General features: G+C 62.9%; 16 protein-coding genes and 1 pseudogene. 10 read left to right on the forward strand and 7 right to left on the reverse strand.

Features of this window, described 5'->3' with window-relative positions:
• Positions 1 to 9 precede the first annotated feature (9 nt).
• The gene (locus EJ077_RS14370) at positions 10 to 1,845 is read right to left on the reverse strand and encodes a monovalent cation:proton antiporter-2 (CPA2) family protein (protein WP_208702704.1); all 1,836 of its coding nucleotides are present in this window, start codon (positions 1,843 to 1,845) and stop codon (positions 10 to 12) included.
• A gap of 160 nt (positions 1,846 to 2,005) precedes the next feature.
• Here EJ077_RS14370 and EJ077_RS14375 point away from each other — a divergent pair, with 160 nt between their 5' ends.
• The 3 genes from EJ077_RS14375 to EJ077_RS14385 all read left to right on the forward strand — a co-directional run bounded on the left by EJ077_RS14375 (position 2,006) and on the right by EJ077_RS14385 (position 4,710).
• The gene (locus EJ077_RS14375; RefSeq protein WP_208702998.1) at positions 2,006 to 2,995 is read left to right on the forward strand and encodes an AraC family transcriptional regulator; all 990 of its coding nucleotides are present in this window, start codon (positions 2,006 to 2,008) and stop codon (positions 2,993 to 2,995) included.
• Between the two features lie 60 nt (positions 2,996 to 3,055).
• Positions 3,056 to 4,264: an MFS transporter gene (locus tag EJ077_RS14380; RefSeq protein WP_208702705.1), complete on the forward strand. Its 1,209-nt coding sequence runs from the start codon at positions 3,056 to 3,058 to the stop codon at positions 4,262 to 4,264.
• A 179-nt stretch (positions 4,265 to 4,443) separates the two neighbouring features.
• Positions 4,444 to 4,710 (forward strand): hypothetical protein, encoded by a 267-nt coding sequence (locus tag EJ077_RS14385; RefSeq protein WP_027029131.1) that lies wholly within the window; start codon positions 4,444 to 4,446, stop codon positions 4,708 to 4,710.
• A gap of 120 nt (positions 4,711 to 4,830) precedes the next feature.
• On the opposite strand, the gene EJ077_RS14390 is transcribed toward EJ077_RS14385, so the two are convergent.
• The 4 genes and pseudogenes from EJ077_RS14390 to EJ077_RS14405 all read right to left on the reverse strand — a co-directional run bounded on the left by EJ077_RS14390 (position 4,831) and on the right by EJ077_RS14405 (position 8,645).
• On the reverse strand, positions 4,831 to 5,382 hold the full coding sequence (locus EJ077_RS14390) for a hypothetical protein (protein ID WP_208702706.1): 552 nt from the start codon (positions 5,380 to 5,382) through the stop codon (positions 4,831 to 4,833).
• A gap of 123 nt (positions 5,383 to 5,505) precedes the next feature.
• On the reverse strand, positions 5,506 to 6,591 hold the full coding sequence (locus tag EJ077_RS14395) for a YcjF family protein (protein WP_208702707.1): 1,086 nt from the start codon (positions 6,589 to 6,591) through the stop codon (positions 5,506 to 5,508).
• Entirely contained in the window at positions 6,588 to 8,066 is a 1,479-nt protein-coding gene (locus EJ077_RS14400) for a YcjX family protein (RefSeq protein WP_208702708.1), read from the reverse strand. The genes EJ077_RS14395 and EJ077_RS14400 overlap by 4 nt, the downstream gene beginning before the upstream one ends.
• A 76-nt stretch (positions 8,067 to 8,142) precedes the next feature.
• Positions 8,143 to 8,645 (reverse strand): annotated as a pseudogene (locus EJ077_RS14405) (histidine phosphatase family protein).
• A 277-nt stretch (positions 8,646 to 8,922) separates the two neighbouring features.
• Between EJ077_RS14405 and dksA the strand changes: the two are divergent.
• Positions 8,923 to 9,339: an RNA polymerase-binding protein DksA gene (dksA, locus tag EJ077_RS14410; protein WP_006202025.1), complete on the forward strand. Its 417-nt coding sequence runs from the start codon at positions 8,923 to 8,925 to the stop codon at positions 9,337 to 9,339.
• 128 nt (positions 9,340 to 9,467) lie between these two features.
• Here the strand turns inward: dksA and EJ077_RS14415 are convergent, their stop codons facing one another.
• Entirely contained in the window at positions 9,468 to 10,211 is a 744-nt protein-coding gene (locus EJ077_RS14415) for a flagellar biosynthetic protein FliO (protein WP_208702709.1), read from the reverse strand.
• Between the two features lie 329 nt (positions 10,212 to 10,540).
• On the opposite strand from EJ077_RS14415, the gene cckA reads away from it, so the two are divergent.
• Positions 10,541 to 13,117 carry a cell cycle histidine kinase CckA gene (gene cckA, locus EJ077_RS14420; protein WP_208702710.1) on the forward strand — a complete coding sequence of 859 codons (2,577 nt, stop codon included), beginning with the start codon at positions 10,541 to 10,543 and terminating at the stop codon, positions 13,115 to 13,117.
• A gap of 87 nt (positions 13,118 to 13,204) precedes the next feature.
• A complete protein-coding gene (locus EJ077_RS14425) occupies positions 13,205 to 13,918 on the forward strand; it encodes a DeoD-type purine-nucleoside phosphorylase (RefSeq protein ID WP_208702711.1) in 714 nt (237 codons plus the stop codon).
• Positions 13,919 to 14,298: 380 nt separating this feature from the next.
• Here EJ077_RS14425 and EJ077_RS14430 read toward each other — a convergent pair whose 3' ends face one another.
• The gene (locus tag EJ077_RS14430; protein WP_208702712.1) at positions 14,299 to 14,706 is read right to left on the reverse strand and encodes a hypothetical protein; all 408 of its coding nucleotides are present in this window, start codon (positions 14,704 to 14,706) and stop codon (positions 14,299 to 14,301) included.
• Between the two features lie 344 nt (positions 14,707 to 15,050).
• Here EJ077_RS14430 and urtA point away from each other — a divergent pair, with 344 nt between their 5' ends.
• From urtA to urtD, 4 genes are all read left to right on the forward strand, one after another.
• Complete coding sequence (gene urtA / locus EJ077_RS14435) at positions 15,051 to 16,331, forward strand: urea ABC transporter substrate-binding protein (RefSeq protein WP_245458780.1); 1,281 nt, start codon at positions 15,051 to 15,053, stop codon at positions 16,329 to 16,331.
• 106 nt (positions 16,332 to 16,437) lie between these two features.
• Positions 16,438 to 18,054, forward strand: a complete 1,617-nt coding sequence (urtB, locus tag EJ077_RS14440; protein ID WP_208702714.1) for an urea ABC transporter permease subunit UrtB — start codon at positions 16,438 to 16,440, stop codon at positions 18,052 to 18,054.
• Positions 18,051 to 19,286 (forward strand): urea ABC transporter permease subunit UrtC, encoded by a 1,236-nt coding sequence (urtC, locus tag EJ077_RS14445; protein ID WP_208702715.1) that lies wholly within the window; start codon positions 18,051 to 18,053, stop codon positions 19,284 to 19,286. The genes urtB and urtC overlap by 4 nt, the downstream gene beginning before the upstream one ends.
• Positions 19,287 to 19,292: 6 nt before the next feature.
• Positions 19,293 to 20,039 carry an urea ABC transporter ATP-binding protein UrtD gene (gene urtD / locus EJ077_RS14450; RefSeq protein ID WP_208702716.1) on the forward strand — a complete coding sequence of 249 codons (747 nt, stop codon included), beginning with the start codon at positions 19,293 to 19,295 and terminating at the stop codon, positions 20,037 to 20,039.
• Positions 20,040 to 20,047: the final 8 nt, after the last annotated feature.

Consider the following 20,047-nt stretch of genomic DNA (forward strand, 5'->3'; position numbering starts at 1 on the left):
TTCCCCCGTTCAATCCGCCGGTTCGGATTTATGCAGGACGCCGGCCGTTTCCTCGTTAAGCGCCTGGCCAGGACGGCGAGGCGTGGAAAGCGGGGTCGGGATCGGCGTGCCGATGTTGCCTTTCAGGAAACGCTGTCCCGAGCGGATGCCTTCGGCGAGCTGGGTCTCGAAGCGGGCCGTGTCGCGGCGCCTGACGTCCTCGATCGTTTCGGCGACGTCTTCGGGATCGACGCCCAGCGCCTCGAGCGTCGAGCCACCAAAGACGAGCGCCGATTCGAAGGTTTCGCGCAGCTGATAGTCGACGCCGGCGCGGATGAGCTGCAGCGCCGTGCCGCGGTCGAACGCACGTGCCAGCACCGTAAGCAAGGGAAACTCCGCCTTGACGAGTTCGGCGATGCGGATGGCGGCGTCGGGCTTGTCGACACAGATCAGCACGGCCCGCGCCCGGCCGGCCCCGGCCGCGTGCAGGATGTCCAGCCGCGTGCCATCGCCATAATAGACCTTGAAGCCGAAATCGGCGGCCGCTTGGATCATCTCGACATCGTTGTCGATGATCGAGACGTCGATACCGCGCAAGAGCAGGGGTTGGCTGGCGATCTGGCCGAAGCGGCCAAAGCCGATGATCAGCACGCTGCCGGTCAGGCCGTCGGCGACTTCGACGCCGTCCAGCGACTGCTCGTCGCGCGGCGTCAAATAGCGCAAGGCGATGATCGCCAGCGGCGTCAGCACCATGGAGATGATGACGATCGCCGTCAGCGTCGCGTTTGCCTGGCCGTCGATGATGCCGACGGCGGCGGCCGCGGAATAGAGCACGAAGGCGAATTCACCGCCTTGCGCCATGAAGACCGCGCGCTCCAGCGCTTCGCGGTGGCCTGATTTCAGGATGCGGGCGACGATGTAGATGCCGAAAGCCTTCATCACCATGTAGGCGACGACATAGATGGCGATCAGCTTCCAGTTCGCGGCCACCACATGCAGGTCGAGCGACATGCCGACCGCAAGGAAGAACAGGCCGAGCAGGATGCCGCGGAACGGCTCGATGTCGGCTTCGAGCTGATGGCGGAAGGTCGATTCCGAGAGCAGCACCCCGGCCAGGAACGCGCCCATCGCCATCGACAGGCCGCTGAGTTGCATGGCGAGCGCCGACCCGAGCACGACCAGCAGAGCCGCGGCGGTCATCACCTCGCGCGCACGGGCATCCGCCAGGATGCGGAAGAAAGGGTTGAGCAGGTAGCGTCCCGCCACCACCAGTCCGACGATCGCGGCGAGACCGATACCGACCTCGGTCAGCCGCTCCGACAGGCTGGTATCGGCACCGCCGGGCGCCAGGAAGGCGATCAGGGCCAGCAGCGGCACGATGGCCAGATCTTCCAGCAGCAGGATGGAGACGATGCGCTGGCCCTTGGGCGAGGCGATTTCGCCGCGCTCCTCCAGGAGCTGCATGACGATGGCAGTCGAGGTCAGCACGAAACCGGCGCCGGCGACGAAGGATTGCGCGATCGGAAACCCTCCGGCCATGCCGACACCGGTCAGCAGCACCGCGCAGACCCCGACTTGAAGCGCGCCAAGCCCGAAGATCTCGCGGCGCAGGCCCCAGAGCCGCGAAGGCTGCATTTCCAGGCCGATGATGAACAGGAACATGACGACGCCGAGTTCGGCGACATGGAGGATGGCTCCCGATTCGGAAAAGACGCCGATGCCGAACGGGCCGATCACCACGCCTGCGGCGAGATATCCGAGAATCGAGCCGAGACCCATGCGCTTGAAGATCGGCACGGCCACCACGCCTGCCGCCAGCAGCGCCACCACCTGAACTAGATCACTGCCCGATGCTTCCGCTGCCATGCCTCTTGTCCCTGTGTCCGACAGCACTCCTTGCATGCAGTTGGAGCGGGAGGCAAGGGCGGGAGCCTGGCAGGACGGGTTGGGTGCCGTTGAAGCGATTCCCCTGGTGGAACAGCGGTCTCCGCTTGCCTGCCGGACGTTTGGTGTCTATATCGGCGGGATGACTGACCATTCGTCCCGGCCGGGTCCCCCGCCTCACATCCCGATGGATGCGCTCAGCGAAGTTCTACAGGACTTTCGGTTGAGTGGAGTCAATTATGGCCGATGCGAGCTCCGACATCCGTGGAGCATCGCCTTTCCGGAGCAACCGCTGCTTCGTTTTCACTTTGTAAGTCAGGGTCCATGTTGGATCCATACCGAAGCGCAGGGATGGCATGAGTTGCGCAATGGCGATTTGGTGCTGCTGCCGCAAGGCATCGCCCATCGGCTGGCCAGCGCGCCGGACGTTGCAGGCGGCTCGCTCGATGATTGCCAGGTGACCAAGTTGGGGGGCAACGTCTGCGAAGTGGTGCGGGAAGGCACTGGCGCGACAAGCACCCTTTTCTGCGGCTCCATGACCCTGGGCGCCTGTGCGCTTAACCCATTGATCGCGTTGATGCCACCTATCATCAAGGGTTGCGACGTTGCCGGCAATGACCCGGTCGTTGGTCCCTTGCTGGCGGCAATGACCGCGGAGGCCGCGCAACCGCAGATGGGCAGCGCCACCATCTTGTCGCGTATGGCGGACTTGCTGACAGCCCGGCTCATTCGCTGCTGGGTCAATTGCACGGGAGCTTCGACCACCGGTTGGCTCGCGGCCATCCGCGACCCCCACATTGGCCGCGCTCTGGCAGCCATGCACCGAGACCCCGGCCATAACTGGACGCTCGAAAGCCTGGCCGGGCTGGCAGGCCAATCGCGCTCGATTTTCGCGGAGCGCTTCAGCGCCGTATTGGGAGAAGGCGCGGCACGCTATCTCGCCCGTCTGCGCATGCAGCTTGCCCGCGAGTTGTTGGGGCAAAACGGCTTGTCGGTGGCCGAGGTCGCTACCCGTTTGGGCTATGATTCCGAGGCATCCTTCGCTCGCGCCTTCAAGCGGATCACCAATGTCTCGCCGGGCGTTGTGCGTCGCACAATTCCTGGACGAATAGACATGAATTTCGGATTTTGAGATACATATCATCCGAAAAGACTCGTTTATGAAGATCTCCAAACTTTTGGAGATCCTTCCGTGACTGACACAACATTACAGCTTGAAGACGCGGCGATAGACCTTGATGCCGCCGCATCGGCCAGGTGGAGCGCAACCACATGGTTCGCGGTCCTTTCGTTGGCGGCCACCAGCTTTGCGCTGGTGTCCGCCGAATTCCTGCCGGCAGGTCTGTTGACGCCGATGGCGCGCGATCTCGGCATCAGCGAGGGGACGGCCGGGCAGGTGGTCACCGCCACTGCTTCCGTCGGCGCCGTGACGGCCATGTTGAGCAATGTCCTCATCGGCCGATTGAACCGCAAGACGGTGCTTGTCGGCCTCATGGCCTTGGCGGTCGGTTCCAACATTCTTGCGGCCCTGGCGCCCAATTTCTGGCTGTTATTGTTGGGCCGGGCCGGGCTGGGGATCGCTCTCAGCGCGTTCTGGGCACTTTCGGTAGCCGTCGTGGCGAGGCTGGTTGGCGCCAATGCGACGGGGCGGGGCATGGCTATCGTCACCCTCGGCGTCTCGCTCGCAACAATTGCCGCACCGTCGATGGGCGCGTTGATCAGCGACTGGCTGGGTTGGCGCAGCGCCATGGCCATGACGGCGGGGTTGGCCTTGCTTGCCATGCTGCTGCAGTTGCTCAGCCTGCCGACCTTGCCTGCAACGGCAAGCAATAGTCTTGCAGACGTGCTTCGGCTGACACGGCGGCGTGGCATTCAACTCGGTATGCTCGCCATCCTTTTGCTGATGACAGGGCATTTTGCCGGCTCGGTCTATGTGCGTCCCTTTCTCGAACATGTGACGCTCCTTGCGACCGGGCCAATTGCCCTGGCATTGCTCGGATTTGGTATCGCCGCAGTGATCGGCAATATTGCCGGCGGCCGCATGGCCGACGCCAATATCCACGTGGCTCTCGTGGTTACGGCCGCATTGATGGCGTTCGCGGCGCTGGCCTTGGTGCTTTGGGGCGTGCACATCGGCGTTGCCTTTGGCTTCGCCACGCTATGGGGCTTCGCCTTCGGCATGGCGCCGGTGGTGCTGCCGACAAATCTGTCTCGCGCGGCGCCGGACGCGCTGGAAGCAGCGGGCAGCCTGATGGTCGCGTCCTTTCAGGTCGCCATCACCTCCGGCGCAGTTGTCGGCGGTTATGTTGTGGACACTTATGGCCCTACAGCGCCTTTGACCGGGACTGCCATCCTTGCCGCATCGACAGCCGTCTTGGCGCTGCTACAGCCACGCAGCTGAACTTTGCCGCCGCCGACACAGCAGCCTGATCCGGCCGTTGGCGATGTTGCAGGCGCGTTACACAACTTAACGTCGGCAACGCGTTGCATCTTGCCACAATCGAGGGTTAGAGCACGCTCGGCTTCGGCCATTGGGGGTGAGCGACGATCAAGTCGAGCCCTTTTGAGGAGATGACTGACATGAAGAAGTTTTTGCTTGTTGCCGTCGGCCTGGCGGTGCTTGCCGGTTCGGCCTGTTCGAAGGCGCCGGAATGCACGACCGAGATCGCCACCAAGAAGGCGCAGGACATGGCCGCCGCGCTGCAGGAGGCGATCACCAAGGACCCGTCCAAGGCGGCTGACCTGACCGCCAAGGTCCAGGCGGTGACGACCAAGTACCAGGGTTCCACGACCTTGGCCGACGCTTGCAAGGCCTATGACGAGGTGACCGCCGCGATCAAGGGCTGACGCCCGGTTCGCCTGTTTCAAAGGAGGCGGTGGCGATGGGCTGCCGCCTCTTTTGTTTGGGGTATCCCGGCAATGCCAAGAACCATCCGGAATTGCGTAAAGAAATGAGGCGGGCTGCGCTCAGTTCGGCGTGATGGAGCCGACTTCGACGGCATCGACTCGCTTAAGGCTCATGCCGATCACCGGCACCAGTTGGTCCTGAACGCGCACGGCGACCGTCACCGTCATCGAATTGTCGTCGGGAATGCGTGCCTGCATGACGCCGCGCAACTGGTTGCGGTTGATGGTGAAGACCACCTTGCGGGCGTCGACGACATTGCCGCCGATGATATCGAGCCCGGCACCGGCCGAGCCACCCATGAAGGAACCCTTGTAGTCGCGGCCCTTGCGCTCGATCTTGGCCGACATCGGCTGGGTGAACATGCCGACCCGGCAGCCGCCGTCAAGCGTCATGCCCGTCTTGCCGTCGGGGGCGGAGCCGGTGAAGCTGCAGTTGAACTTCGTGCCCTTGTACTTGCCGGCGACGATTTCGCCGGGGCCGACCCACTTGCCTTCGGCCGACTGGAAAAACTGCTTGTCCGGCTCTCCGGCGCAAGCCCCGGAGGCAATACCGGCGACTGCTGTGATCGCCGCCGCCAGGGGCAAGATGCTGGACAGAATTACGCTTTTCATCGACGACACCCGGCAACAACGAGGCTGTTTGAAACCGGTTTGACCATGAAGAAGATTGGTTAATGCTTCGTCACCTCAGGGCCTCGAAAGCGCAATCCGGTCGTGCCGCGAAAGAGGCGCTCGTCATTTGTCGGGTGCGTTTGTTTCGGCGTCTTTCCTTGTCGCGAACGACGTCAGCGCGGCGAGGAAATCGCCCAGTCCCGGGCGCTTGGCGGCGCTGAAGGGCAGGGGGCGCGCCGTCTCCATTGCCGCGATGCCGATGCGCGCCGTCATCATGCCGTTGACGACGCCTTCGCCGAGCTTGGCCGAGAGGCGCGCCGCCAGGCCGTGGCCGACGATCTGCTCGACAAAGCTGTCGCCGACGGCGATCGAGCCGGTGACCGCCAGATGCGCCAGCACACTGCGCGCCAGGCGGAAGAAACCCAGCGTTCCGGGCCGTCCGCCATAGAGTTCCGACAGCCGGCGGATGAGGCGCCCAGCCTCGAAGACGACATAGGCGACGTCGACGAGCGCGCGCGGGCTGACCGCCGTCACCAGCGAGACGCGCTTGGCGGCCTCGAGGACCATCACCTTGGCCCTGGCATCGAGGGGGCCGAGGATTTCCGCTTCCGCCAGGCGCACCAGATTGGCGCCGTCGATGATCTCGCCGCGCAATTCGGCCAGCGCGCGCCGGCCGGCCGCGGTCTCTGGTTTGGCAGCGACAAAGGCCGATAGTTCATCGACCACCGCGCGTGCCGCCTTCGGATCGTCGCGCGCGATGGCGTCGAGGGCCCGCTTCTGCAGCTTTTCGACCTCGGCGAGCCGGGCGATCGCCAGGAATTCGCGAATCAGGATCACCAGAAGCGCGAGCAACGCAATCGCCGCCATGCCGGCGGCGAGCCAGCCCAGCCATTCGGCACGGGCAAAGAGATCGCGTATCAGCTGGTCTGTCCACAGGCCGACAGCCAGCGAAACCAGCACGCCCAAGGCGCCGAAGAAGATGCTGCCGAGAACCGAGCGTTTTGGGGATGCGACCGACGCCGGCGGCTCGGCGGCAATAATGTCCGGTTCGTCGAAGACGTCGACCTCCGCCGGGATGACCAGCGTCATATCGGCCTTCATCGAGCGTGGTTTGCCCGGCGGTTCGGCCTGGCGTGCTCGTGGCGCATCTTGTTTCGCCGCGGCTTCCGGCTCGATACGGAATGCCGCCGGTTTGCGGGGCGCTGTCATGCCAGATGGTCTCCGATCAGGAACTGCAGGGCACGGTCGAGCCGGATATGCGGCAGCGACAGCGTGACGCCTTCGGCCGTGCGTTCGAGTTTCGGCGGACGGAACCGGACGAAGCGGATTGCCGGGTCTGCGGAGTCCTGCCTGTGGTCCGGCCCCGAAAGGTCGAAAACAGCATCAAATTTTTCCGGTAAATCACCAGGAAATATAGCTGTTTCCGTCTTTCCGTCGAAGATTTCGCCATTGATCTTCTCGTCGGCGATCGGCGTGCCGATGATAACGGGCAAAGTTTCCCGACCCTGTTTGACGGTGCCTTCGCGGGTCGCGCGCACCGCCGCCATGGCGACCACGTCGACATCGGCGCCGGTGAAATTCGCCCGCGCCACGGCGCGGTCGGCCAGGCGCCGCACGATCGCCTGCAACCGGTCATGGCTTTCGTGGTGCAGATGATCGGCCTTGGTCGCGGCAACCAGGATGCGGTCGATACGCCGGGAGAAAAGGTCGGTGAGGAAGCTGCCCCGGCCGGGGCGGAAGCAGCTGAGGATCTCGGTGACGGCGCGCTCCAGGTCGGCCATGGCGCCAGGCCCGGCGTTCAGCGCCTGCATGGCGTCGATGAGTACGATCTGGCGATCCAGACGCGTGATATGTTCGCGGAAGAACGGTTTGACGACATGTGTTTTGTAGGCCTCGTAGCGCCGTTCCATCATGGCGTGCAGCGAACCGTTGCGCGCGCGCCTGTCGCCGAGGCCGGCCAGCGGCGCGAAAGTCAGCGCGGGCGAGCCTTCAAGGTCGCCCGGCATCAGGAAACGTCCGGGCGGCAGGGTCGAAAGCGCTCGTTCGTCGAGCTTGCATGCCTTGAGATAGGCGGCGAAGCTCTCAGCCAGCCGGCGTGCCGTCATTTCGTCGGCGTCGGCATTCGGGTCGATTTCCGCCGAGATCGCCCGCCAGGCGCGCGACAGGTCCTCGCGCACCGGCAGCGTGGCCATTTCGAGGGCTTCGCGCGAAAAATTGGTGAAGGATTTGCCGAGCAGCGGCAGGTCGAGCAGCCATTCGCCGGGGTAATCGACGATGTCGACCGACAGTTTGCCCGACGAGAACATGCGGTTCCAGCCGGAGGCCGATTCATATTCGATCGTCAGCCGCAGTTCGGAGATGGCGCGGGTCGAGTCCGGCCAGACGCGATCGTTGACCAAAGCGGCGATGTGATCCTCGTACTGAAAACGCGGCACTGCGTCGTCGGGCTGCTGTTCGAGGAAGGCGCGTGCGATACGCCCCGATTTCTGCGCCTCGAACAGCGGCAGGCGTCCGCCGTGGATCAGATTGTGGACGAAGGCCGAGATGAAGACGGTCTTGCCCGCGCGGGAGAGACCCGTGACACCCAATCGCAGCGATGGAGAAAAAAGTCCGGTGGCACGTCCCGACAATGTGTCGAGGGCAATTCTTGCCTCGTCGGTGAAGGTGGTCAGCGATGATGCCAAAATATGCTCTCTCGGACTTGCGTCCGCCCGATATAGGCGCTGGAACCCGGCTTTGAAATGGCGCTGGGAATCGGCATTAGAGATCGGTCGGTGTTAAAAACGCTTCGAGATAGCCCGCTCCCTGGGCCGCTTTCGCCAGATTGCCGGGGAAGCGGACGACGGCGAGGCCCGAGGTCGGAAAGCCATGATTGAGCATTGCCCGCTCCGTCTCGCCGCCATCGCCCGAAACCGCCATGGCGAGATCCTCCGTCATCGGGTTGTGGCCTATGACCAGCAATGACCCGGCTCCGCCATGATCCCGGACGAGCCGGAGATAGCCGGCCGCGTCTTCGCTGTAGAGCGTGTCGAAAACAGCACCTTGCCTGTGTCCGTCTGACCGGCCAGTCCCTCGAGCGTTTCCCTGGCGCGTTTTGCGTTGGAGCACAGCGTCAGGTCCGGCACATAGGAACGGGATCGCATCGCGACCCCCATCTTTTCGGCATCGGCGCGGCCGGATGCGTCGAGCGGACGATCGAAATCACGCATGCCCGGCAAGGCCCAGCCGGCCTTGGCGTGTCGCAACAGATAAAGCCTGCTCACTCAACCTCCAATGATGCCCGAAAGCCGAAGTCCTGCCGCGATTAGCCACGAGAAAAGCATCGCGCACAATGGTGCACGTTCTTCGGCGCGGCGAATCACTTGCGGGGGCGAGCGGCGGAGATCGTCCTACTTTCGCCACCAAAACAGTTCTATCCCGCTCCGGAGAAGGCTGCGGGTGCACTTTAACAATTGCGTGAGCCGGTGGCTGATTGCGCTTGTGCAGGCGTCTGGCGGCGAATATATAGGCGCCAAATTTGGGGCTGTTTGGGTGAGTCGAATGAACGACATCGTTACCGCCGATTACGTACCCTCCGAAGACGAGCCGTTCATGAACGAACGGCAGAAATCCTACTTCCGCCTAAAGCTCGTCACCTGGAAAAATGACATCTTGCGCGAAGCGCGCGAAACCCTCGAAATTCTGCAGCAGGAAAACGCCAACCATCCCGACCTCGCCGACCGCGCCTCTTCGGAAACCGACCGCGCCATCGAGCTCAGGGCCCGCGACCGTCAGCGGAAGCTCATCTCGAAGATCGATTCGGCGCTGCAGCGCATCGACGAAGGCACTTATGGCTATTGCGAGGAGACCGGTGAGCCGATCGCATTGAAGCGGCTCGACGCCCGCCCGATCGCTACCTTGTCGATCGAAGCGCAGGAGCGGCATGAGCGCCGTGAAAAAGTCTATCGCGACGACTGACAGATAGCGTTGCATTGATTTTCCAAATGGCCGGTTTTCCGGCCATTTTTGTTCGATGTCGCCGCGCATGCCAAAGCGCGCTTGAATATCGACCGGTTCAACTCACCGGCAGGCTGCCCGGGCGCAAATCATCTCTTCTGGCTTGAGAGTTCGCCCAAAAGCCTCGTCATTTCATCATCGAGCGACGGCGGCGCCTTGACTGCCGGTTTGGCCGCCGGACCGCCGGACCGTGGCTGGTCGAGCGAAACCTCGAGTTCCTTCATCAGCGTGTCGTCGATGCTGTCCTGCCTCGGCGGCGGCGGGGGCGCGTGTCTGATGGCATTGGCATTGGCGGAGCCATAGGCGGGCAGCGGCGTGACATTGGTCGACTGATAGGGTTGCGCCGCCGGTTTCGGTGCGGGAGCCGGTGGCGGCGCTGCCGGGCGCTGGCGGGCGGGCCCTGCCACCGGCTGCGGAGCGGGTGCTTGTCTGGGAGGCGCGGGAGCGGGCTGCGGCGGCCGCGGCTTCGCGGCCGAGGCCCCGGACGCTGGGATGGGCTGCGGGCCGCCATCTCCGGTCAAGGCCGGACGGCGCGGCGCTGCGAGGCGGATGTCGCGTTCGACAACGACGTCGGTCGGGCCGCCGATCAGGAGCAGATGTTCAATGTCGTCGCGTCGCACCAGCACCAGTCGGCGATGGCTGTCGACGGCGGTGGCGTCCATGACGGCGAGCCGCGTCTTGCGGTTGCGGCCACCGGCGACGAACGTGCCGAACGTCAGGTTGCGCACGAGCCTGACGATGATGAGAACGATCACCAGCAGGATCAGCGCCGCGAAGGTCCACAGGAGTGCCGCCGCATAACCGGGGCCCGCCACGCTATCCAGCCACTGCATTGGTTTCCCCTGATCGGTTTTGGAAAGTGACGCGACACTAGACCGTTGCGACTGGCCACCGCAAGTTGCCTTTCACGCATCGTGAACAGCTTGAAAGGCAGGGAAGGCCGGTCGACATCATTTTTATCTGACATTTGCCGCTCGGGCCTTTTCCGGACTAGGAGAATGTGATTCAACCGGCTAAAGCGCGTCGCGCTGAAACGGATTCATGCGACGCGCTTCAGGTTCTTGTTTTTCATGCATGTCGTTTTCCTAAAACCGAAGTTACTTTTGGGCGACATGCGTTAGGGGCGGGTGTCGGAACCTCGGATTTCACGAGCAGGGGGCATATGGCCAAGGAAGCGCGCGGCGATTTCTATCCGGTACCGATCGTCGACCAGAATACGCGACCGGGCGCGGTCACCCGGCTCATCATCTTCATCGTCGTTCTGACGGGCGCGGCCATCGTCTTCGGCCTTTTCCGCGAGCGCCTCGGCGATCCCTTCCTGCTCGGCATGCTCGGCGTGCTGGCGATGATCGGTGTCGGCTTCCTGTTCGCGACCGCGATCGGCTTCGTACAGATCACACCGCGCTCGACGGGCGACGAACTGTCCAAGGCTTTCGTCGATTCGATGGGCCAAGGCCTGCTGGTCACGGACACCAAGGGCCGCGTCGTCTACGCCAACCGGGCTTATGCCGATATGACCGGGGCCTCCTCGGCAGCCGATCTGAAGACGGTCGAAGGACTGCTCTCGGATGTCCCCGAGGCCTCGGTGACCATTTACCGGCTGGCGTCCGGCTTGCGTGACGGGCAGCCGGGCGATGGCGAGTTCAGGCTCGCGCAATCGATCCGGCCCGGCGCTGAGCCGGGCGCCCGCTGGTACCGGGCGCGCGCCCGCGCGTTCAGCGTTCCGGGTCAGCGGTTGCCGATGCTGGCCTGGCAGCTGGCCGATATTTCGCAGGAGCGGGCCGAGCAGGAGCGTTTCTTCCTCGATCTGCAGAAGGCCATCGATCACCTCGACCACGCACCGGCCGGTTTCTTTTCGGCCGACCAGGACGGCCGCGTCACCTATATCAACGCCACGCTCGCCGGATGGCTGGGCATCGATCTTGCCAGCTTCACGCCAGGTGCCGTCACCTTGCCTGATATCGTTGCCGGCGACGGGATGGCGCTGGTGCGCTCCGTCAAGGCGGATCCCGGCACGACGCGCAATGCGGTCGTCGATCTCGACTTGACGACGATGACCGGCGAGGCGCTGCCAGTGCGCTTCATGCATCGCGTTTCGGCCAGCCGCGAGGGCGTCGGCGGCCCGACCCGCACCATCGTGCTCAACCGCACGCAAGGCGAGGATGCCTCGGCCGATCTGCGCGCTTCGGAAGTGCGCTTCACCCGCTTCTTCAATTCCACACCGATGGCGATCGCCGGTGTCGATGCCAGCGGGCGCATCCTGCGCACCAACGCACCTTTCCTGTCGCTGTTTTCATCGGTCGTCGACCGCGATGCCGTGGATCGCCGGGTGCGGCTCGACACGGTAATCCATGACCGCGACCGGCCGGCCTTTGCCGCGGCGTTCGAGAAAGCCCGGCAGCGGCAGGCCGACATCGAACCGATCGACACGGTGCTACCCGGCAACGAAGAACGGCACATCCGTTTCTACGTCAACGCCGTCGCCGACGGTACCGGCGGCGAAGGGGCCGAGGAATCGGCCATCGTCTACGCCGTTGAGACGACCGAGCAAAAGGCGCTCGAAGGGCAGATGGCGCAAAGCCAGAAGATGCAGGCCGTCGGCCAACTCGCCGGTGGCATCGCGCATGACTTCAACAATGTGCTGACCGCCATCATCATGGCGTCGGACCTACTTTTGACCAATCACCGGCCGTCGGATCCGTCCTTCCCCGACATCATGAACATCAAGCAGAACGCCAACCGGGCCGCGTCGCTGGTCAGGCAGTTGCTCGCCTTCTCGCGCAAGCAGACGCTGCGGCCGGAAGTGCTGAACCTCACCGACGTGCTCGCCGATCTCAGGATGCTGCTTGCTCGGCTGGTCGGCAACGACATCAAGCTCAAGGTCGACCATGGCCGGGACCTGTGGCCGGTCAAGGTCGATATCGGCCAGTTCGAGCAAGTGGTGGTCAACCTGGCGGTCAACGCGCGCGACGCGATGCCGGCGGGAGGCGATCTCACCGTGCGCACCCGCAACGTGACCGCCGAGGAGTGTAAGACCTTCCCGTATCGCGAACTCGCGGCCGCCGATTATGTGGTGGTCGAGGTCGAGGACACCGGCTCAGGCATCGCGCCTGACGTGCTGAAGAAGATCTTCGAGCCGTTCTTCACCACCAAGGAGGTCGGCAAGGGTACGGGCCTTGGTCTGTCCATGGTCTACGGCATCATCAAGCAGACCGGCGGTTTCATTTTCTGCGATTCCGAAGTCGGCAAGGGTTCGACTTTCCGGATCTTCCTGCCACGTCACATCGCGGAAGCGAAAAAGGCGGCCGAACCCGGTGAAGCGCCGGCCGCCGCGGCAGTCAAACTGGCCGACAGCACCAAGGACCTCTCGGGGTCGGCGACGGTGTTGCTGGTCGAGGACGAGGACGCCGTGCGCATGGGCGGCATGCGAGCACTGACCTCTCGGGGTTACACCGTCCACGAGGCGTCCTCCGGCGTCGAGGCGCTGGAAGTGTTCGAAGCGCTCGGCGGCAAGGTCGATATCGTCGTTTCCGACGTGGTGATGCCGGAAATGGACGGGCCGACGCTGCTCGGTGAATTGCGCAAACGCCAGCCGGACATCAAGTTCGTCTTCGTCTCCGGCTATGCCGAGGACGCGTTCGCCAGAAACCTGCCGGCGGAGGCGCATTTCGGCTTCCTGCCAAAACCGTTCTCGCTCAAGCAACTGGCCACGATCGTCAAGGATGTGCTTGAATCTTAGGTATTTCCAATGCCGCGCCCCTTGCACAACGCGGTAACAACGCCATGATTATTGACAATACGGCAGACGGGCTTGGGGGAGCAGCTGTTGACGCCACACATCGAGGCAAGCAAGGGCGACTACGCCGACACGGTTTTGTTGCCGGGCGACCCGCAGCGCGCGGAGTGGATGGCCGGCACGTTTCTTGACGCGCCGTGTTGTGTCAATCGTCGTCGCGGTGCGCTTGGCTTTACCGGCTCGTTTCGAGGCAGGCCTGTCAGCATTCAGGCGACGGGCATCGGTGTTTCATCGTTCCTGATCTATGCGCATGAATTGCTTGATTATTATGGCGCTCGAACACTGATCCGCACCGGTACCTGCGGTGGCCTGAGCGCCGAGGCAAAGCTGCGCAGCCTTGTGATCTCGCAATCGGCACGGCCTGAAGACACTGAGAACGGTCAGGTCTTTGGCCTTTACGAGGCTGATGTCGGCCCGGACCCGGCGCTGCTCGCTTGCGCATTGGCCAAGGCAACTGAACTCGGCATCGACTACCACGCCGGCCTGACAGCCTGTACCGACATATTCTACCATCCCGACGCGCGGGCCCGCTATGCCGACGCAAGGGCGCTGGGAGCCCTGGCCGTAGACATGGAAACCAGCGCTCTCTATCGCATCTCGGCGCATTTCGGCGCGAGGGCATTATCGCTGCTGACCGTCGTCGACAATCTGGTCACCGGCGAACAGACCGACTATTCCGAACGCCAGGAGCTTTTCACCGACATGAGCCGCCTGGCGCTCGAAATTGCCACGGAAGAGTGCTAGGCGGCCTCGCGCAACGATCGTTGTTTCATAGCCATCGGCGGCGGCGTGGGTCTTGTCGTAGACGCGTCATCGACGAGCGCGTTTCGCGCCGCACGCTCCTGAAAGGCAGCCTTGCATCCAGCGCATTGATCGCCGGCGGCAGCTTTGTCGGCTCGTTGTTTGCCGGCGAAACACATGCGGCCGCCGCTCTCTCGACACTCGGCTTTCCCGAGTTGAAGCGTCGCGAATGACGGGGGGAGGATGAAGACGGGCAATTGGCCATGGTGTCTGCCTCTCGATGTGGATGTGACGGCGCACCGCTGCCTATCCAGTTTCGGCAACATCCAGATGACACGGCAGACGTGCAGACTGCCGAGGCAGCCTCGATGGGAGGCGAGGGCCTACTGATTGCCTCCCTTGGTGCAGGTCGAGGCGGTGAAGGCCCCGTCGGGTTGCTTCATGATGATGTCGAAGGAGGGCGGGGTCTGGCCGTCCAGGGTTGCCTGGGTCATCGAGAGTGCGTTGCCGCCGGCGGTATAGCCGCCGAGCGGGCCCAGCCACGAGATCACACCGTTTGCGTCCATCTGATAGTTGTAAGCCTCTTGGGCGGTACCGAAGGTGACGGGGCCTGTGTAGACGTTTCCCTTGATGGTGATGTCGCCGAGGTTGAGGAACAGGCCGAGCAGATAGACTTCGCAGTGATAAGTGCCATCGGGCATCTTGCCATCGCTGAAGTCGGCTCGTGCCGCTCCGGTCGCCGCCGCCACAGACAAAATGCCGATGAATATGCGTGAAATGCCTGATGTCATGACGTCGTCCGTTTTGAACGACAAGCTTGCCCTATTTTTGTGCCGCGCGGCAACATTTGTCGTCCGCGACCCGCGCGTCACGGTCAAAATATAGGCATGTGGTAAAAATGCGCTAAAAATAGGCACCCGCCTTGTGCGCTGCGCAAATTTCCCTCAATCAATTTTTAACCGGCTCTCTTATCTTTGTTCATCCTAATGTATCAACCAACTGATAACGTTTGGCTATTTTGCTGTTTTCAGCATGCCGGCAGCGGTTGGCACGGGGGTTGCATTGTAAAGTTGCGGTGCAATCAACCAGCTTGGGAGTCTTCGGTATGAGGGGTAATTTCTCGACAATAACAAAAATGGTCTCGGTGGGCGTAGTCGCCGCCGGTTTGATGATGTCCGCTCCGGCCAGGGCCGCCGACGACACCATCAAGGTCGGTATTCTCCATTCGCTGTCGGGCACCATGGCGATTTCGGAGACGACGCTGAAGGACGCCATGCTGATGCTCATCGACGAGCAGAACGCCAAGGGCGGCCTGCTCGGCAAGAAGCTTGAAGCCGTCGTCGTCGATCCGGCTTCCAACTGGCCGCTGTTCGCCGAAAAGGCGCGCGAACTGATCTCCAAGGACAAGGTCGCGGCGGTGTTCGGCTGTTGGACTTCGGTGTCGCGCAAATCGGTGCTGCCGGTGTTCTCCGAGCTCGACAACATCCTGTTCTATCCCGTCCAGTATGAGGGCGAGGAAAGCGAGCGCAACGTGTTCTACACCGGCGCGGCTCCAAACCAGCAGGCCATTCCGGCCGTCGACTATCTGATGAGCAAGGACGGCGGCTCGGTGAAGCGCTGGGTGCTGGAAGGCACCGACTACGTCTATCCGCGTACCACCAACAAGATCCTCGAAGCCTATCTGAAGTCCAAGGGCGTCGCGGCCGAAGACATCATGACCAACTACACGCCGTTCGGTTTTTCCGACTGGCAGACCGAAGTTTCGGCGATCAAGAAGTTCGGTTCGGCCGGCAAGAAGACCGCCGTCGTCTCGACCGTCAATGGCGACGCCAATGTTCCGTTCTACAAGGAACTCGGCAACCAGGGCATCAAGGCCGAAGACATCCCGGTCATGGCCTTCTCGGTGGGTGAGGAAGAACTTGCCGGTCTCGACACCAAGCCGCTGGTTGGCCATCTTGCGGCGTGGAACTATTTCGAGAGCGTCAGCACGCCTGAGAACAAGAAGTTCATTGCCGACTGGCACAAGTTCATCAAGAACAACAAGCGCACCACCAACGACCCGATGGAAGCCCACTATATCGGCTTCAACATGTGGGTGAAGGCGGTTCAAAAGGCCGGCACCACCGATCCGGACAAGGTCATCGATGCCATGGTCGGCGTTTCGGTGCCGAACCTGACCGGCGGCTATTCGACGATGATGCCGAACCATCACATCACCAAGCCGGTGCTGATCGGTGAAATCCAGGCCAATGGCCAATTCGAAACGGTTTCGAAGACACCGGGCCTGGTGATGGGCGACGAATGGTCCGACTACCTGCCCGACTCCAAGGATTTGATTTCCGATTGGCGCGCACCGCTCAGCTGCGGCAACTTCAACGTCAAAACCGGTAAGTGCGGCGGCAAGGGCACGAACTGATCCTCCCGGGCTGGACCTTCGGGTCGACGCCCAAGACCGCGCGCGTCCGGACAGTTCCTCCGCTGTCCGGACGCCCACTTCAACCTTCAATGGTCACCGAAAGCCGATGAAGATTCTCCACGCGATTGGCCTGACGCTTCTGTTCTTGCTGACGACGCTGTCGTCTTCGGGCGCTGCGGAAGCCGATCTGCGTGCAATCATCGCCAAATTCGCGACAGTAACGGACTTTTCCGAGACAGGAGCTGTCGTTCAAGAGTTGACGGCCACAGGCGATCCGGCTGTCGAACGGCCGCTTGCTGCACTGGCGGACGGCAATCTTTACATTCGTACGGCCGACTCGATGGTGTTTGTCGGCAAGGAAGGCGACGAAAACGTCCAGCTTTTCGACCCGCTGAGCGGCGAGCCTGCAGGCGAGGCCTCCGAGGACGACATAACCAAGATCAGCGTCAACAACACGTTGCGCCGCACGATCCGCGATGCATTGGGCACGTTGACGCTTGGTTCCAAGGATCCGACGGTCCGCATCGCCGCCGCGGACACCATGTTCAAGACACCGGACGCCGCCAATATCGGCCCGCTCGACGCAGCCATCGCCAGTGAAAGCGTGACGAGCGTCAAGGCTTTGCTGGAACAGGCGCGTGCCGCTTCCATACTGGTTTCAGACAAGCCCGACGCAGACAAGCTCGCCGCGATCGCCCTGATCGGTGCGCGTGGCGACCGCGATGCTGTTTCGTTGCTCACCTCGGTCGAGGCCAACGCCTCTGGAGCGGTCAAGGACGCGGCGACGGCTGCGATCGCAAACATCAATTCGACACTGGCCTTGTGGGATGCCGGCCAGAACATCTGGTATGGGATTTCGCTGGGTTCGGTGCTGCTGCTGGCGGCGATCGGGCTTGCCATCACCTTCGGCGTCATGGGCGTCATCAATATGGCGCATGGCGAGATGGTGATGCTCGGCGCCTACACGACTTTCGTCGTCCAGCAGGTGATCCGCACGTCCTTTCCCGGCCTGTTCGACTGGTCGCTGGTGATCGCGCTGCCGCTTGCCTTCCTGGTTGCGGCGTTCGTTGGTCTCATCATCGAGCGCGGTGTCATCCGCTTCCTCTACGGCCGGCCGCTGGAGACGCTGCTGGCGACCTGGGGCGTCTCGCTGATCCTGCAGCAGGCGGTGCGCTCGATCTTTGGACCGACCAACCAGGAGGTCGGCAATCCCACATGGATGTCCGGTTCCTTCGACGTCGGACAACTGGCCATCACCTGGAACCGGCTGTGGATCCTGGTGTTCGCGCTCACGGTGTTCGGCATGTTGCTCTACGTGATGAAGCGCACGCCCTGGGGCTTGCAGATGCGCGCAGTCACCGCCAACCGGCGCATGGCCGCCTCGATGGGCATCAGGACGCCGTGGGTCGACGCGCTGACTTTCGCGCTGGGGTCCGGCATCGCCGGCATTGCCGGCGTCGCGCTCAGCCAGATCGACAATGTCTCGCCCAATCTCGGTCGCGGCTACATCATTGACAGTTTCATGGTCGTCGTCTTCGGCGGTGTCGGCAATCTCTGGGGCACGCTGGTCGGCGCCTTCTCGCTCGGCATCGTCAACAAGGTTCTCGAACCCTATGCCGGCGCCGTGCTCGGCAAGATCGTCGTGCTGGTGCTGATCATCCTGTTCATCCAGAAGCGCCCGCGCGGCCTGTTCGCGCTCAAGGGCAGGGCGGTGGAAGCATGATGTCAGGACGCTTCTTCGCCGCAGGTGCCGACCGCCGCATCGCCATCACCATATTCGTCCTGCTGGCGGTGGCCGTCATCGTGCCGCTGCTCAACCTGGCTGTTTCGCCAACCAGCGCCTTCTACGTGCCGTCCTACATAGTGGCGCTCACCGGCAAGTATCTCTGCTACGCGCTGCTGGCACTCTCGCTCGATCTGGTCTGGGGCTATTGCGGCATCCTTTCGCTCGGCCATGGCGCCTTCTTCGCGCTCGGCGGCTATGCGATGGGCATGTATCTGATGCGCCAGATCGGCTCGCGCGGCGTCTACGGCAACCCGATCCTGCCCGATTTCATGGTGTTCCTGAACTACAAGCAATTGCCCTGGTTCTGGACCGGCTTCGACCATTTCTGGTTCGCGGCAATCATGGTCCTTGCGGTGCCCGGCCTGCTTGCCTTCGTCTTCGGCTGGTTCGCCTTCCGCAGCCGCGTCACCGGCGTCTATCTCTCGATCATCACCCAGGCGATGACCTATGCGCTGCTGCTCGCCTTCTTCCGCAATGACATGGGCTTCGGCGGCAACAACGGGCTCACCGATTTCAAGGATATTCTGGGCTTTAACGTCCAGGCCGACGCGACCCGTTCGGCGCTGTTCGCCGCCAGCGCGGTAATGCTCGCGCTCGCCGTTTACGTCACCTGGGCGATCGTCGGCTCCAAATACGGCAAGCTGCTGATGGCCGTGCGCGACGCGGAAAGCCGCACGCGGTTCCTCGGCTGGCGGGCGGAGAACGTGAAACTGTTCGCCTTCACCGTTTCAGCCGTCATGGCAGGGATTGCCGGCGCGCTCTACGTGCCGCAGGTCGGCATCATCAATCCCGGCGAGTTCGAACCGTCCAATTCGATCGAGGTGGTGATCTGGGCGGCCGTCGGCGGGCGCGGCACCATCGTCGGGCCGATCATCGGCGCGCTGCTCGTCAATGCCGGCAAATCCTGGTTCACCGGAGTGCTGCCGGAATTCTGGCTGTTCGCGCTGGGCGGCCTGTTCGTCACCGTCACCTTGCTTCTGCCGAAGGGCATAATCGGCATGTGGGACAGCTGGCGCGGCAATGCCAGGGCGTTGCGAGCAGCTTCCCTCGCCGGTGAAGCCGGCACCGAGGTGAGAGTCGCATCCGCCACCTCGAAGCCCGCTCGCTCGCCGGCGAGAAATCCAGGCGAATGGTCGTGGTCCGACCCCGAACCGCAGGCGGCGGAGTAAGCGGCCATGAGCAAGTCCAACACCATCCTCTATCTCGATGGCGTCTCGGTCTCCTTCGACGGCTTTCGCGCCATCAACAATCTGTCGCTGGTGCTCGACAAGGGCGAAATGCGCGCCATTATCGGCCCCAACGGCGCCGGTAAGACGACGATGATGGACATCGTCACCGGCAAGACGCGACCCGACGAAGGCGAAGTGTTCTTCGACGGCCAGGTGGACCTCACCAGGCATGACGAAGCCGAGATCGCCATGATGGGCATCGGCCGCAAATTCCAGAAGCCGACCGTCTTCGAAAGCCACACGATCGAGGAAAACCTGATGCTGGCGCTGAAGGGGCCGCGCTCGATTTTCCCGGCGCTGTTCCACCGCCAATCGGCCGCCGAGGCGCGACGGATCGACGAGATTCTTGGCATCATCCGGTTGGGCGACAAACGTCATGACCTGGCGGCCAATCTCAGCCACGGCCAGAAGCAGTGGCTCGAGATCGGCATGCTCTTGGCGCAGGACCCGAAGCTGCTTCTGGTCGACGAGCCGGTCGCCGGCATGACCGATGCCGAGACCGAGGAAACCGCGCGGCTGCTCAGGGACATCGCGCGTGACCATTCGGTCATCGTCGTCGAGCACGACATGCATTTCGTGCGCGAACTCGGCGTCAAGGTCACCTGCCTGCATGAGGGCTCGGTGCTCTCCGAAGGCACGCTCGATTTCGTATCGGCCGACGAGCGCGTCGTCGAAGTCTATCTGGGGAGATGAGCATGGTC

The organism is Mesorhizobium sp. M8A.F.Ca.ET.057.01.1.1 (assembly GCF_003952565.1).
Taxonomy (GTDB): domain Bacteria; phylum Pseudomonadota; class Alphaproteobacteria; order Rhizobiales; family Rhizobiaceae; genus Mesorhizobium.